The organism is Alteromonas sp. LOR (assembly GCF_000753865.1).
Taxonomy (GTDB): Bacteria; Pseudomonadota; Gammaproteobacteria; order Enterobacterales; family Alteromonadaceae; genus Alteromonas.
Window position 1 is genome coordinate 1 of the sequence record NZ_JQFW01000010.1, and the last position, 16,492, is coordinate 16,492.

Annotated in this window: 11 protein-coding genes; 8 read left to right on the forward strand and 3 right to left on the reverse strand. The window is 42.4% G+C overall.

Annotation, left to right across the window (positions count from 1 at the left end; all coding sequences use genetic code 11):
• Nucleotides 1-300 precede the first annotated feature (300 nt).
• The 6 genes from JV36_RS0103980 (at nt 301) to JV36_RS0104005 (ending at nt 10,026) form a co-directional block, all read left to right on the forward strand.
• The gene (locus tag JV36_RS0103980) at nt 301-2,487 is read left to right on the forward strand and encodes a sulfatase (RefSeq protein WP_032096126.1); all 2,187 of its coding nucleotides are present in this window, start codon (nt 301-303) and stop codon (nt 2,485-2,487) included.
• A 503-nt stretch (nt 2,488-2,990) separates the two neighbouring features.
• Complete coding sequence (locus JV36_RS0103985) at nt 2,991-6,158, forward strand: TonB-dependent receptor (RefSeq protein WP_032096127.1); 3,168 nt, start codon at nt 2,991-2,993, stop codon at nt 6,156-6,158.
• Between the two features lie 155 nt (nt 6,159-6,313).
• Nucleotides 6,314-7,315 carry a sensor histidine kinase gene (locus JV36_RS0103990; RefSeq protein ID WP_032096128.1) on the forward strand — a complete coding sequence of 334 codons (1,002 nt, stop codon included), beginning with the start codon at nt 6,314-6,316 and terminating at the stop codon, nt 7,313-7,315.
• Nucleotides 7,312-8,004 carry a response regulator gene (locus JV36_RS0103995; RefSeq protein WP_032096129.1) on the forward strand — a complete coding sequence of 231 codons (693 nt, stop codon included), beginning with the start codon at nt 7,312-7,314 and terminating at the stop codon, nt 8,002-8,004. Before JV36_RS0103990 ends, JV36_RS0103995 begins: the two co-directional genes overlap by 4 nt.
• Before the next feature lie 4 nt (nt 8,005-8,008).
• On the forward strand, nt 8,009-8,662 hold the full coding sequence (locus JV36_RS0104000) for a potassium channel family protein (RefSeq protein WP_032096130.1): 654 nt from the start codon (nt 8,009-8,011) through the stop codon (nt 8,660-8,662).
• Nucleotides 8,662-10,026 carry a TrkH family potassium uptake protein gene (locus JV36_RS0104005; protein ID WP_032096131.1) on the forward strand — a complete coding sequence of 455 codons (1,365 nt, stop codon included), beginning with the start codon at nt 8,662-8,664 and terminating at the stop codon, nt 10,024-10,026. Before JV36_RS0104000 ends, JV36_RS0104005 begins: the two co-directional genes overlap by 1 nt.
• 51 nt (nt 10,027-10,077) lie before the next feature.
• Here JV36_RS0104005 and JV36_RS0104010 read toward each other — a convergent pair whose 3' ends face one another.
• Nucleotides 10,078-10,716, reverse strand: coding sequence for an RpiB/LacA/LacB family sugar-phosphate isomerase (locus tag JV36_RS0104010; protein ID WP_032096132.1), 639 nt, complete (start codon nt 10,714-10,716; stop codon nt 10,078-10,080).
• A 221-nt stretch (nt 10,717-10,937) separates the two neighbouring features.
• On the opposite strand from JV36_RS0104010, the gene JV36_RS0104015 reads away from it, so the two are divergent.
• Nucleotides 10,938-13,097, forward strand: a complete 2,160-nt coding sequence (locus tag JV36_RS0104015; RefSeq protein WP_032096208.1) for a multiheme c-type cytochrome — start codon at nt 10,938-10,940, stop codon at nt 13,095-13,097.
• Nucleotides 13,098-13,150: 53 nt separating this feature from the next.
• Complete coding sequence (locus JV36_RS0104020; protein WP_032096133.1) at nt 13,151-13,465, forward strand: cupin domain-containing protein; 315 nt, start codon at nt 13,151-13,153, stop codon at nt 13,463-13,465.
• A gap of 79 nt (nt 13,466-13,544) precedes the next feature.
• Here JV36_RS0104020 and xylA read toward each other — a convergent pair whose 3' ends face one another.
• Both xylA and xylB read right to left on the reverse strand, forming a co-directional pair.
• Entirely contained in the window at nt 13,545-14,864 is a 1,320-nt protein-coding gene (gene xylA, locus JV36_RS0104025) for a xylose isomerase (protein ID WP_032096134.1), read from the reverse strand.
• 72 nt (nt 14,865-14,936) lie between these two features.
• Entirely contained in the window at nt 14,937-16,397 is a 1,461-nt protein-coding gene (xylB, locus tag JV36_RS0104030) for a xylulokinase (protein ID WP_032096135.1), read from the reverse strand.
• Nucleotides 16,398-16,492: the final 95 nt, after the last annotated feature.

Consider the following 16,492-nt stretch of genomic DNA (forward strand, 5'->3'; position numbering starts at 1 on the left):
TCAACGCCTCAAATGGACCAATAAAACATAAATCACTGCACACCGCGAATTTACTGGGCTATGCTCAACGCCTCAAATAGACCAATAAAACGTAAATCCCTGCACACCACGAATTTACTGGGCTAACCTCAACGCCTCAAATGGACCAATAAAACGTAAATCACTGCACACCGCGAATTTACTGGGCTATCCTTAACGCCTCAAACAAAAACGTGAGCTACTTTTTTGCTCACCATTATTCAAAATAGGTTATATTGTTAGGAGTCGCACAGCTTTCAGTAATGCATCAACGGAGTGAATATGCACAAAGCTTTTATATTTTTTGGATTGTTAGTGCTGTGTATGCCAGCTCTTTCCCAACAACCCAAAAATGTCATTTTCATTCTCGCGGACGATCTTGGATGGAACGACACATCAATTTATCAACCAAATAAATTTTATGAAACACCTAATATTGATGCTCTAGCTCAGAAGGGCATGACCTTCACGCATGCCTTTAGTAATAGTCCGTTATGCTCACCCACTAGAGCGTCAATACTCACTGGACAAACACCAGCACGCCATAATATTTTAAATCCCAATATAAACAATACAGCCGTTAGACTAACCGCATTAGAACAGTCCGCGGGGCCAAGTGAGCAACCTGCCACCACCCCGTTAACCGCCACGCGGTTAGATACATCACTGCCAACCCTCGCGAAGGTTTTAAAAACAAAAAACTACCAAACTGCACATTTCGGCAAATGGCACCTTGGTGCTTCTCCATACAGCGCGTTAGAACACGGCTTTGATATTGATATTCCTCATTTTAGCGGTCCAAGCCCTACTGGAGGATACCTTGCACCTTGGTCATTTGCTCCCAACCTTGAGCCAGATATACCGCTAGAACATATCGATATGCGCCTGGCCAAAGAAGCAAAGCAGTGGATTGCTGAGACTCATGCAAACGGTCCGTTCTTCGTTAACTTCTGGCCATTTTCCGTTCACGCTCCATTTAGTGCCAAAGCTGATTACGTCACGTATTTTAGAGAGAAGCGCTCACCATTTAATAGTCAGCGCAGTGCGACCTACGCAGCGATGATCAAACATTTTGATGACGCTATTGGTATTTTATATAGCGCATTGGTAAATGCTGGTATAGAGAAAGACACCATAATCGTTTTCACCTCTGATAATGGTGGAAATATGTATGATGTATTAGGTGAAATACACCCAACGAGTAACTTTCCATTAAGGGGAGGTAAGGCAACGCAGTATTCAGGCGGAAATCGGGTTCCTACCTTTATAATTTGGCCGGGGTTGACGCAAAAAAATACAATAAGCGAAACGCCAATTCAGACAGTAGATTTTTATCCAACGCTACTTAGAGGACTGAATATTGACTTACCTAATGAGCACTTAATAGATGGTACTGATATAAGACCTATTTTGACCGGCGACACCATAGATATGCGGCCCATTATTACGTATTACCCGACAATGCCGCGTATACCTGATTGGCTCCCCCCGTCAGCAACAATAATGTATGACGGCTGGAAACTTATAAAGACTTTTTTTTATGGCGAAGGTGAGCCTCACCGACACGCCCTATACAACATGGTTGATGACATCGACGAAACGGTAAACTTGGCCAATGCAGCAACCGATAAACGCAACGAACTTGACAGTCTGTTGACAAGTTACCTTATGCTATCGGATGCAGCGCTTCCTTTACAAAATCCAGACTATCAACAAGGGGCTTTTGATTTCGATAGTATTGGTAACTCGGCAAGCAAATATAGATTGCCCGAGGACCGCGTGTCTTCAAAATTAACGCTTAATATCAACGCGTCGCGGCGTAAGGCTAGTGCTGGCGACAAAATCACCTTGTCATGGGAGCTATTAAACACCGAGGGAAAGAGCCAAGTAGACTATCAACAATTTATGGGCCCAGATATCAATGTTGATGCAACAAGAGATAGACTTTCATTCATAGCTCCAGTGGTTAGTACTTCTCAATTCATCAGTTTCGCATTTATTGCGCAGGACAGCGTTAAAACAATTCGCAAGCAAATCGCTGTGCAAATACTACCCGTAAATAGCCCTCCCACTATTCGCATACCTTACAAAAGTCTTTCAGCCACTGCTGGTAGCTCGGTGTTCATTGAATACAAACTCAGTGATACCAATAAAGATCTACTTTCCCTGCAAGTAGTAAGCGCCTCACTTTCTCTGAATGAGGCTGTGGATGTAACGCAGAGTACTTACGGAGTTAGCATACCTAAGTCATTTTCCGGGAAAGAAGCCTCACTAAAGCTAACTGTGTCTGATGGCGATACAACGGACAGCGAAACATTAACTATTTCAGTCTCACAGCCTAAGGCAGAAAATAATACTCCAGATAATAGCTCAATTCCTGACACTTCTAATGGAGGAAGCATATTTTGGTCAATACCAGTCCTTTGGATATTTTTACGTGCGAGAAGTTATTTTGGTAGCAAGGCTTAAAACAGTTTTATTACCAATATTTACTCGGTGCATTTTCATCTCGTCATAACACATCATAGAGTTCGGGAAGTCCTTCAAATTATATCGCTGCTCTCGAGATCAACAAAAAAATAACATAAAAGTTCTGTTAGTAACGTTACTTAAGTTTCCTATATCTTCTCTCAGTTAAATCCAACCGAACACCAAGTGACTATTTATGATTGTTAATGATATTTAAAAAACCTCAACCTTGTTGACATTACAATTATCAGAATTCTTTGTACCACTCTGAAATACTTAGATAAAATCATTTAATAATTTGCTCCTTGAAGATAAGTGAAGAAAACGCAGAAGCGATATCACTCAAAAATATTCAGTATTAGACTAATGAATAGTCTAAATTTCATTACAAATGATGATAAATGACTTGTTTTGACTGTTTCATGTGGTTAATATGGGTTCACAAAGATTTAACAATACATTTAAGAAACACACTTAAATCACACAACGAAGAGAATGGGTCGATGCAAAATACAAGATCAAATATAAATAGAAAGCTGTTGGGCAACACAGCAGCACTTTTATTAACCATTAGTTCTCCTACATTACTTGCGCAAGAAGTTAACACGGCAGTTAATAGCGCACAGCAGAACACTGATAAAAAACAGGACGAGAGCGTAGAAGTTATTGAAGTCTCCGGTGTAAGAGCCTCGCTTGAAGATGCGCTTAATACCAAACGTAACGCCGCATCTATCGTTGATGCTATATCAGCTACTGATATCGATGCTTTGCCTGCATTAGATTTTGGTGAGGCACTTCAAGCTATTCCTGGCGTTCAGTTGAACACTGATGAAGAAGGCAGACAAAGTACTATCAGTCTTCGTGGTTTAGGTAGTGGGTTCGTAAAAACAACGGCAATGGGCCAATCGTTTGCGACGCCCTCGGGCGCAAGCAACATTAATGCTGTGGGCGAACCAAATCCATTTGCAGCATTTGAAGCTAGTATTTTCGACGGTGTAACCGTTGTTAAAAGTCCGACAGCAGACCTTCAGGCTGGAGGTATTGCCGGTATCGTCGATCAGAAGCTTCAGCAAGCCTTGTCAAAGAAAGACGGTTCAGCATCAATAAGTGTAGGCGGACGCTATGAGGATCTAACGGGTAATGTAGACCCAAACTTTAGAATCTCTGGCGTTAAACACCTTATGGACAAGAAATTAGGTGTAGCTTTCAAGCTGGCGGGTTCAGGACAAACATTTAGACGAGATACTTTTGATATTGTCGACTATACATCTGTAGATACTGTGGACGGCGATGTTCGTGCCACCAATATTGCCGAGTATCGCGAGAAATGGGGCTTAGCTGAAGATGCACAACTCACAGCACCAGCACGCGCTCGAAACGTAAGTGAGTACAGTGATGGCGATAGAATCTCGTTCTCTGGTAATATCGAGTACCGCGTAAGTGAAAACTTTAAGCTTGGCGCGCATTTACTCTTCTCAGAACGTGACTTAGCTGACGGAACGAAAGAAGCTTCAACCATCAGCCCAGGCTTTAATACTCGTCGTCGTGACAGAGATAATTTCGATGCTCGCGTAACACTAGATATGGACACTGCACCGTTTGCTTACGATAGAACTGCTGACGAAGAAGGCGCTCCTTTGGTGTATGCAGTATCTAACTATGACTTCACAGATGGCTCTCTTCAAACAGAAAATCGTAAGACCACTTTTAGAGAAAAAACAGAAGGTATTATTCTTTACGCTGACTACTTCACAGATGATTGGGCTTTCGACGGCACGCTTACACACTCTAAAGCAAGCAATGAATTCCAAAATGTCGGCATAACTTTTTTATCTGACCAAGACTGGCGCGACTCCTTCAATTTTACAGACGCAGATGGTCGTCGAAATGACCTAGACAGCGTTGCTACTGGCTTTAACGGCTCTATAAACTCAGGCAATGGAAACTTAGATAACATTTTTGTTCAAGGCCAGTTCGATCAACCTTATGTTTACAATAACTTAGTATGGCAAGAGCCAAACCTAAGCTCGTCAAGTGTTAACTCAGTGTCTGACGCTAACCAAGGTCGACGCCTAGCATTCAGAATTACAGGCCGCGTTCGGGATTTATCTAGAGAAGTAAGTAGTGCTGAATTTAATGCAGAACGCTTTGTTGATTTTGGTTTGGGTAACTCACTTAACTTTGAAACTGTAAAATTTGGTGGACGATTCTCAAGAGAGTCTCTTGAAAGTATCGATCAGAGACAAGGTTTGGCCGGCGTCGATACAAGTAATATTTCTGATGCTTTCCTAACTGACAACATTTTGTCTTCCGAGCAAGGTGATTACTTCGGCGGTAATATCCCAGGCACATTTGACAACACATCAGGATGGTTGACCATCGACAATGATTTAGCATTGGATATGTTACAGCAAGGCATCGAGACCGATGTCAATAATATCCCCACTGCGACCTCTTTTAGTACTCCATTTGCAGGGTTAGAGCGAAACAGAACGGGATTTTGGGATCAGCAAGATAGGAATAGTGGTTTACCTATCAATCTTGGTTTCAATTTTGGCGCAGACCAAGATATCTTAGCGATGTATGTGATGACTGACTTTGGCGGAGAGCTAGGATCATTTCCTTATCGCGGCAACATTGGCGTTCGCCATATTCAAACCGACAACACCTTTGATGGATTTGAAACCCAAGTGGATGACCAAGGAAGAAACGGAGTAGCGTCAGCAGTTACTTTTGAGGACGATTATCAACACACGCTTCCCATGGCGAACATTACTTTCGAAGTTCATGATGATGTGTTGCTCAGAGGTGCTTATTATGAAGGTATCGTTCGTCCTAACCTGCTTGCACAGCGTCCAACTGCCGCTTTGCGTGGCGGCAACCAAACGGTTCGTTTAGACCTTCCGACAGCAACAGTACGTCCTTATGAAGCGAAGAATTACGACATTTCACTAGAGTGGTATAACCGCGAAGGTAGTGCAATCTCAGTAGGTTACTTTAAGAAAGAGATCACAAACTTATTTGATTCTGAACAAGGCTTTTGTCCTGAGCCAGGTACAAACCCCATTGTTGACCGCTTGCTGGGCGACATAGAGCGCACACCTGGAACTAATGGCCGAGAGTTTGGTTGTATCCAAACGACACCTATCATTGACGATGACGGTAACGAAAACTTGAGAGAAGTAAATATCACTGCTCCTATCAATATTTCAGATAAAATTACCGTTACAGGCTATGAGGTCGCAATCCAGCAGAAGCTTGATTTTCTTCCCTACCCTTGGAACGGCTTTGGTGGTGTATTTAACTATACAAGCTTAGATCAAGAAGGCAGTGAAATTGAGTTAACGCGTGTATCACCGGAATCGTTCAACGTAATTACCTATTGGGAAAATGACGGAATAAGCTTACGCTTGTCGTACAACTGGCGTGACGATCAAACGCTTAGAGGCGCTAATTCGTTCTTAGGTACTAATGCCCGTACAAGAAAGGCAATAGGCCGGTTGGATTTTGTAGGTCAATATGCGCTTAATGACAAAACTAAATTGTTCTTACGTGCTTTCAACTTAACTGATGAAGTTGGCGAGGAATTCTTAGGCACAGACGAACGTGCTGTAAGCCGTTTAACGTATACAGGACGTATCTATCAATTAGCTGTTAACTACAGATTCTAATTGTAACAAGTAAGGTTGGCTGGGGCGCAAGCCCTCGCCATCTTTGTAGTTTTCACAAGAACCTTCAAAATTTTACGCAAATTTTACGCGTTTTCACTTCCCTTCCTTGATACATTTAACACAGTATTTTCACAAAGAACAATTGAGTTAAATGTATGCGCGATATCGCAGTTACATGCTCCATTATGATATTTGCAGTTCTGGTAAGTTGGCTGCTAAGCAGTTCATTTTTACCGTTAGGTGGTACGCTACTCATCTTGCAGCTTGGTTCTGTTACCTCTGCAATTATATTTTCTCGCTTTAACGGTATTTTAGCGGCTCTGTTTGGCGCCGTGAGCTTCAACTTTTTCTTCACCGAACCTTTGTATTCAGTTCGAATGAGCAATGCCGACGATGTCGTTAATATGGCAACTTTCATTGTCGTCGCCATTCTGACAAGTGAATTAACTGCGTTTTATAAGAAACAACAAACAGCCCTTCGAAAGGCCCAATTACAGGCGAATGTACTTCGCTCAGTTTCACACGACTTACGTACACCACTCTCCTCAATTATAGGCTCTATGGAAACATTAGATTCTTACTATCACTCATTATCTGAAGAAGATAAGCGAGAATTAATAAAAGGCAGTATCTCTGAGAGCAAGCGTTTACACACCTATGTCGAGAATATTCTTCAAGCCACAAAAATTCAAAGTGACTTACTCATTGCAGGAAGAGAGAAAGTCACTATCCGCTCTATCATTGATAACCTCTTAGCTAGGTTTAGCACCAACCGGATTTCCGTTACCTATAAAAACAGCAATGAGCACGTTACTGCTAGCGGACCGCTTTTGGAGCAAGCGTTATTTAATATTATCGACAATGCACTTAAATTTAGCAGCCAAGCAGTGAAAGTGATTGTTAGCAATGACGCGAAAAACACATACTTTTCTATCGAGGATTCAGGCATTGGCCTTAAAAATGGCGATACTGAATCACCTTTCCTCCTGTTCTCTTCTTCACGCGATGGTGATGTTGGAAGGGGCGGTATTGGTCTTGGACTAAATGTGGCCAAAGGAATAGCGGAAGCTCATAAAGGAACGCTGATACTTCAAAATTTGGATCAAGGTTGTCGTGCAATTCTTTCTATCCCTAATTTAAGCGAGCAGTTTTCATGAATACCGTTCTCATTGTTGAAGATGAAACTCACATTCGCCGAATGATAAGTATCGCTTTGAAAGCTGAAGGGTTTAAAACCAAAGAATCAGGTAACGTGCAAGACGGACTAGTACTTGCCCTAAAAGAAAAGCCTGAATTAATAATATTGGATCTTGGACTTCCTGATGGGGATGGCAAAGAAATCTTAAGGCGAGTGAGACAGACTAGCAGTGTACCCATTTTGGTTTTATCAGCGCGACATTCAGAGGATGACAAAGTCGAGCTTTTAATGTCAGGAGCAAATGATTACGTGAGTAAACCGTTCAGTATAAAGGAACTGATTGCTCGCATAAGGGTTCTCCTACGCGATATTACGCCAGTTATTCCTGAAGCTGAACGCATAAGAAATTTTCATGACCTCAACCTCGACTTAAATAGTGGGTTGTTAACCTTTGGAAAGACGCATGTTTCGCTCACACCCAAAGAGCTTTTGTTAATGGATGTTTTAACGAGGGATGTTGGGATTTTCATCAACCAGACAGTGCTTATGCGCACAATTTGGGGGAACTACAATAGCGAAGATACCCATTACATTAGAATTTTGGTTAGCCACTTAAGAAAAAAACTTTCATCACTGAGCACAAATCAATTTTCAATAGAGACTTCCGCGGGCCACGGCTACCGGTTTGTATTTAATCATTCGGAGTAAACTTATGGCACATTTTACGGTAATAGGGTTAGGCCGATTTGGATTAACAGCTAGCACTGAACTTATACATATGGGGCATACTGTTACAGGGATCGATAAAGACGAGAAGCTCGCTGAACAATACGCAGGACAATTAACTCAAACGCTTATATGCGATGTCACTGATGAAAGGGCGCTAAAAGAATTAAACCTTTGTCAAAGTGAAGCGGTTCTTGTTGCAATAGGTGAAGATATGCAAGCCAGCTTGCTGTGTACACTGCATATTAAAAACTTAGGCGTTAAAGACATCTGGGTGAAAGCGAACACAGCAGCACACCATACAATACTCTCCAAATTAGGTGTGACGCGAATTGTACACCCCGAGGAAGAAATGGGTGCGCGTGTTGCACAGGCATTAAATTATCCCATGGTGAGTGATTATCTTAGCGTTGGCCATGGCAATTATATAGTCGACATACACCTTCCATTGTCTTTTCAGCCTACTAGCATAGACCAATTAATTAAAGGTTTTGAAAATTCGATACATTGTTTACTGTTAAAACGTGAGCAAGAAGTAACACAATCCCCGTCCACTTCTCATATTGTCCGCAAATGCGATACGCTAATTTTATACGGCCCTAAAGAGGCCTTAGTCAGAATTGCTCCAAGGTTGAAGTAATGACGCGCTGGAACTTGCAACAACGTCCAATATCCAGAAAAGCAAAAAGCGCTTACAAAATACAGGCAGCACCGCCTCTCATTTTATCGCTGAGCTTTTTAGCAGTAATAGCGATCGGTACCTTGCTACTACTGCTTCCCGGCATGACCACTCAACCTATTTCATTTTCACAGAGCCTATTCACTGCAACGTCGGCAGTAACTGTCACTGGATTGGTCGTTGTTGATACAGGAACGGTATTTACTCAAGTAGGGCTCACTATCATTGCTCTATTGATTCAAATTGGCGGCCTTGGATTGATGACCTTCGCAGTAGTAACCTTAATTGCACTAGGCAGTAAAATATCGTTTTTACAGCAATCTGCTATTAAAGAGGCATTTAATCAAACGGACCTATCTACCCTCGTTTCTACCGCTAAATCAGTGCTCTTGTTTGCGTTAATAATCGAATTGCTAGGCTTTATTATTTTATCGACTTTTTGGTTACAGACTAAGCCTATCGGAGAAGCGCTGTTTCACGCATTTTTCTATACGGTTTCTGCTTTCAACAACGCAGGTTTCGCCCTTAGCGCCAATAGCCTATCCTCGTATGTCGGAAATCCAGTGATCAATCTCACGATAACTGCCTTATTTATCATTGGTGGTTTAGGCTTCTCCGTATGGATAGATCTAAACAAAAAGCGAGCATGGCGGCCTCTTTCTGTTTATAGCAAGCTAATGATTAGTAGCACTTTTATCATCAACGGCATCGCGCTAGTTTTGATTTACTTTATCGAAAAAGATAATCCCAATACCCTTGGTGGTTTAGACTCATCGTCTAGATTTTGGGCAGCATGGTTTCAAGCCGTAACGCCTCGAACCGCTGGATTTAACACTATCGATATAAGTGCGCTAGAAAATGCTACAACGTGGCTAACGCTTCTGCTTATGTTTATAGGGGGAGGGTCTATGAGTACAGCGAGCGGAATTAAGCTTGTTACTTTTGTCGTGCTAATCATGTCAGCATATAGCTATTTGCGCCGTGACCCCTCGCCATCAATATTCGGAAGGTCGCTATCTACCGAGACCAGAGGAAAAGCACTAGCACTGACTCTTCTTTCAACTGCGGTATCGTGGCTGGCAATATTCATTCTATCAATAACCGAAAAAGCTGATTTCCTAGATGTAGTTTTTGAAGCTATTTCCGCTCTCGGCACGGTGGGGTTATCTAGGGGGTTAACGGGTGATTTGTCTGATGCTGGTGCAGTCGTAATTATCTTTTTGATGTTTATAGGCCGCTTGGGACCGTTAACTATTGCGTACTTCCTAGCTAGCCCTCGTCAGGTAACAATTAGATACCCAAACAGCACTATTCCTGTGGGATAAAAGATACATCGAAAGGCGTCAGATGACGCCTTTCTCTTATTAAATCAAAAGTTACGAGACTAAAGACTTAACATATGACGTTATTGATTCATCTTTGCCATTTTCAAAAAGGCATTTCTGAAAACGTTCTCCAGATAAAGCAACTTTCACAAGCTCTTGGTCAATTTTCTTCAACGTATCGACGTAATCATCGCTCGATAACGCCGCTTTTAGATCTGCTAAGATGGCGGCATTGCGAACCTGAGGCTCTTTTCTCTCAACAGGATATCCAGCGCCTCGCTCACCAGTTAATGCTTTCTCAAAGATATAACGTGCATTAAGCTCTGCACCCCAGCCAAAACCTTTCGCAAAAGGAAGTGCCAATGCATTACCGTTGTTAACTTGGTTAAACAAAAATGCATCTGAAGGGTCGATACAATAACCACAGAACACACCGGGTTGAGCATTCAACGACATCAGAGCACCTTGCCCAGTACCACAACCAGCAATAACGAAATCTACTGCACCAGAATTTATCAATGTCCCGGCCATGATCCCCAAATGCACGTAGGTAAGATGATGATCGGTTTCACTGTTCATCCCTACATTGTGGACACTATGACCTAGTGAATCGGCTACAGATTCTAGCTCTTTAAGAATTACAGGATTTTTTGACGCCTGGCTATTTTCCATCATTAATGCAATTTTCATGACTACTCCTGAATAAATTTGAAAGACATGGCTATCATAACATCTTTAACGATCATTAATAAGCACGCCAGATAAAATCATGCACTTAAGAGCGTTAATTTACAAAGAATTTCACAATGCCAGTGCCATTACTCGTTGATAAGGTTAATCAATTGTTAGCATCATCACTCTTACCATGATATTTTATGATTGGATATAATCGTTTTTGGCACCAAAAATTCATGCTTCGACAACTCTTATTACTTATTCTCACAGGTATTGTACTTAACGCGTTCGGTAGTGAGGCTGAACAGTGTGGTTCGTGTCATCAAGAGCAATTATCTGACTGGCTAAAATCGGATCATAGTAAAGCTATGGATGTAGCCACAGAAGCAACGGTAAAAGGTAATTTCGACAACCTTGTATTTGAGCACTTCAATCAAAAAGCGACATTTTTTAAGCGCGACGGCAAGTACTTTATAAAGTTTGAAGAAAATGAACACACTACAGACTATGAAGTGAGTTACGTATTTGGTCACTTTCCTCTTCAAGAATACCTTATCAAAACTGACAGCGGAAAAATGCAGGTGTTCCCTTTTGCATGGGATACAAGAGAAAAATCAATTGGCGGCCAAAGGTGGTATCCCATTTATCCTGACGAAGAAATTAGCCAGGAAGATAGATTACATTGGTTGCAACCGTTACAGAATTGGAATGGGATGTGTGCAGACTGTCACTCATCAGGTTTACAAAGAAACTACGACAGTGAAAGAGATTCCTTTAAAACAGTTTGGAACGAAGTGAACGTTTCTTGCCAATCATGTCACGGTAAGCTTTCTAACAGTCACTACAAAAAAAGCAAAACGTCCCATTCTGCTCTTACTAAAAACGAACAGAAAAATATTGGCAACTGGTTGCTAGGCGAAAATGACGATATCGCTTCTTGGACAGGTCCCGAAAGAGACAACCGTTTTATGGATACCTGTTTTGCTTGCCATTCGCTTCGTACGCCGCTCACTGATGGGATCGCCCCATCTGAACCGTTTTTATCGCAATTCAAGCCTGCCTTGTTGTCAACGCCTCAGTATCATGTAGACGGGCAAATTCGAGATGAGGTGTACGTATATGGGTCCTTTTTACAAAGTAAAATGTTCGAGGCTGGTGTGAATTGCAATGACTGTCACAATCCTCACACAGCCAAAGTAAAAGTAGAAGGAAACGGGCTTTGTTTACAATGTCATAAATCATCGACATTTGATGATGTGAAGCACCATCGTCACGAACCTGATACCGCAGGTTCACAGTGTGTGAACTGTCATATGCCGACGAATACATATATGGGTATCGATGAACGACGAGACCACAGCTTTCATATTCCGACACCAAGTTTAAGTGAAAAATTCGATACGCCAAACGCATGTAATGGTTGCCATGAAGATAAAAGCGCAAAGTGGGCTAAAGATAGCTTAATTGACTGGCATGGCGCTTCAACTTCTCCACATCCTACAGAAATGCAATATATGCGATTACTAAGTGGTGAACGTTTAACAGCAAATCGCCACATTGCGTTGGCAAAAAATAGCTCACTTCCAGACATTAAGCGAGCCACCGTCATATCTTTATTGCCTAACACTCTCCAAACCCTACCCTACAGTTACGCCAAGGTATTAGCATCTGACAGCAGCCCGTTGGTGCGACTTGCCTTTGCAGACATCTCATTTCTAGTTGATAGAAACAAAAGGTCCCAACTTTTAAAACCTCTGCTTCAAGACCAATTCAGAGCCATCAGAATTGCCTCGGCAGAGCAACTGATCGCTTCAGGTGAGGTGTCGCTCGTTTCATCTACTGTTTTGAGTGAAATGACAGAGTCATCACAACAGACACTATGGCGAGGTGAGGGCAATTTAAACGCTAGCTTGGTTCAAGCGAACTTAGGGAACTTTGTCCAAGCAGAAGAATTCTTAAAAGCAGGCATATCAAGAGACCCTTTCTTTGAGCCTAATCACATTAATTTGGCCAATCTGTATCGCTCATTGGGCAAGGATCACTTAGAAGGCTCAACACTTAAAGACGGTCTGGAAGCTAACCCTCAATCTTCGTTAATGCATTACGCTGAGGGTATGCGTTTGATAAGAGCCCAAGATATAGATACTGCTATTATCCACCTGACAAAGGCCAACAATATCGAGCCTAGCAATAGTAACTATTTGTACATTTTGATGTTGGCTTTAGACAAAGCGGGCGACACCAAAGGTGCGATAGAAATTTTGAAAGACAAGGTTTCTGCGGTGAATAATCAATTTGAATTGCTTCAACTTGGTCTAAATTTTTCTCAAAAATTAGGGCTTCGAATTGAATACATGCACTTTAAGAAAGAATTGGAAAAAGCGCAACGCCAATAATTTACGCAGCTAGTGATATAGATAAATTTAACATAATTGTAGGGAGAAACTGAATGTCTGAAAAGTTAGGTGTAGTCGAAGATATGGGAGGCGGCATTAAGCGCCAAATACTTGCTTATAACAATGATGCTATGGCCGTCAAAGTATGGTTTGAGAAGGGCGCAGAGGGCTACGCTCATAGCCACCGTCATACCCAAATAGTGTATTGCGAAGAGGGAGAGTTTAACTTCATCATCGGCGGTGAATTAAAGGTATTAAAGGCAGGTGATAGCTGTGCTATCGATCCACATGTTGAGCATGGTACAACAACAGAAACGGGCGGTATCCTTATAGATATGTTTAGCCCGATGCGAGAAGATTTTTTGTAAGACTCTAGCCAGGAGTAATACTGTCTTCGCCTCATAAAAAAAGCTGCAAATTTGCAGCTTTTTTGACTATCGTAAACCTCTATTTGTAAATGATCTGATTCACAATATTCTCTAAACCTTCTTGCTTTCCTGAAATAGGCTTAGGATCTAAGGATTTCAATTTAGTATGCTCGGCTAAGGATTCCAACGACATATTTCCATCAAGAATTTCTCGTCCGAACACCGAGTTCCATTCTGCATAGCGACTCTTTACATTACTGCCTAGCACGTCGTTTGAAATAAGCTCGTAAGCTTTCTTTAAGCCTAACGCACACGTGTCCATACCGCCTATATGACCTAAAAACAGATCTTCGGCGTCTAAGCTTTGGCGCCTTAGCTTCGTATCGAAGTTAAACCCACCTGATGTATAACCACCGTTCTTTAAAATTTCATAACAAATGAGCGTCATTTCTTCCACTGAATTAGGAAACTGATCGGTGTCCCAACCCAGCTGAGCATCCCCGCGATTCGCATCGATAGAACCAAAAATATCAAGTGCAAAGGCAGTCGCCACTTCGTGATGAAATGAATGCCCTGACAAAGTTGCATGGTTCCCTTCAATATTGACTGCGAACTCTTTCTCCAAACCGAACTCTTTTAAGAAACCATACACAGTGGCCGTATCATAGTCATACTGATGCTTAGTAGGCTCTTGCGGCTTCGGCTCAATAAGCAGTAAGCCATCAAAACCAATTTTGTGTTTATGCTCGACAACCATGTTCATAAATCGCCCTAATTGCTGACGCTCTCGTTTTAAATCTGTGTTCAAAAGAGTTTCATAGCCTTCACGACCACCCCATAACACATAGTTAGCGCCACCGAGAGCTTTAGTGGCATTCATGGCATGGTAGACTTGTGTCGCTGCGCGAGTAAAAATCTCAGGATTAGGGTTGGTAGCAGCGCCAGACATGTAACGAGGGTGGCTAAATACGTTTGCAGTTCCCCACAAAAGCTTCATCCCGGTTTCTTCTTGTTTGCGAGCTAAAACATCGGTCATCTCAGCGAAGTTTCGAATATAGTCTTGTATTGAATCGCCTTCAGGGGCAACGTCGATATCGTGAAAGCAGTAAAACGGCGTGCCCAGCTTTTCAAAAAAAGAAAACGCCACATCTGCTTTCTGCTTAGCTCCCTCCATTGGGTCGCCGGCAGCAAGCCACGGTCTATTAAATGTGCCACCACCAAAAACGTCAGCACCGTCCCAACAGAAATTGTGCCAGTAACACGTTGCAAAGCGAAGGTGCTCTTCCATTGTTTTTTCACCAATAACCTCTTTAGGATTATAGTGTTTAAACGCCAAAGGGTTAGTTGACTCCGGTCCTTCATATTTAATTGAAGGTATGCTTTCAAAATAGTTACTCATCATTTTTCCTTTTTTGTACGCGCTGAATGGCCACGTAGCTGTCGTTTCTAAATTTTTACTCTCAACTTGATTTCAAGAGAAGAATGGCTCAACGGCGTAGTACAGTTCTCTAAATTTTTGTCGTTTACTGAGGTAGTCAACATGGACCTCGCTGTTCGGCACATAAGTTTCCTCTAGCGTAGGCTTGAAGCACACATCTGAGATATCTAAACTTGGGTTAGCCGCTAATTGCGCTAAACGCGCCGCTCCTAAAGCCGGTCCAACATCCCCTCCTTCACGATATTCCAACTCGTAGCCACTAATATCACTAAGTAACTGACGCCAAAATGTGCTTCGCGCACCACCGCCAATAAGACTTATAGAGGTGGCAGCAATACCACTTTGATGCACTGCATCTATGCCATCGGCAAGAGCCATAGAGACCCCTTCTATAACCGCTCGCGCCATGTGTACACGCTCAGTTGATGCAGATATGCCAAAAAAAGCAGCTTTTGCCGAAGGGTTGTTGTGGGGAGTTCTTTCACCGGTCAGATAAGGAAGGAATACTGGGGTTTGTGTATCTAGATGGCTGGTGTGTGATTGCACGTCATCAATCATGTGACCGACATCGATATAACCGCTCTGCTTAGCGTACCAATCTAAGCAACTTGAGGCACTCAGCATCACTGACATCAGATGCCATCGATTGGGGATAGCATGGCAAAAGCTATGAACAGCTTGGGCGGTGTTTACAGTAAACCGATCGGTAACCGCAAAATAAACGCCTGATGTGCCGAGCGACAGCATGGCGTGACCAGATTCATAAATGCCGCATCCAATAGCACCGGCAGCATTATCCCCTGCTCCACCAGCGAGTACTACATTGTGCATTCCCCATCGACGCTGAAGAGACTCTTTCAAATTTCCTGTAACACTGCTGCCTTCGTAAAGTATCGGCATGTTATCGGCACTAAGGCCACAAGCTGACAATAGCTCTTCGTCCCAGCAACGAGATTCAGTATTCAACCATACAGTCCCTGCAGCATCAGACATATCGGTGCCAAACTCTCCCGATAGTTGATATCTCAAAAAATCTTTGGGAAGCAAAACCTTATTTATTTTAGAGAATATTTCAGGTTCATTCTTTTTAACCCACAGAATTTTGGGGGCTGTAAAGCCGGCCATTATGAGGTTACCGGTGCGAATAGACGAATCTGGAACTAGCTTACCTAAGTCTTCGCATTCCTCCGAACTGCGACCGTCATTCCACAATATTGCAGGTCTTAATACATTCCCTTCATTATCAAGCAGGGTAGCGCCATGCATTTGGCCGCTTAGGCCAATTGATTTAACTTCGGTCAAATCAACCTCTCGGCTCAGTTCATCTAAACTGTCGCAAGTAGCTTCCCACCAGTCGTTTGGATCCTGCTCTGACCAAAGCGGATAAGGCATAGATACGCTCAAGGGTCGAGTTACCGAGGTAACAACCTTACCACCTTCGTTTATTAACACCGTTTTCACACCGGAGGTGCCTAGATCTATTCCTATATACATCGGCTTGTCTCATACAAATAAGAACTTATGTACTGATGTTGGTTATTAAAAGCGTTTATATCAATTACGAAATTTTGTAATCGTTTTGTTAATTA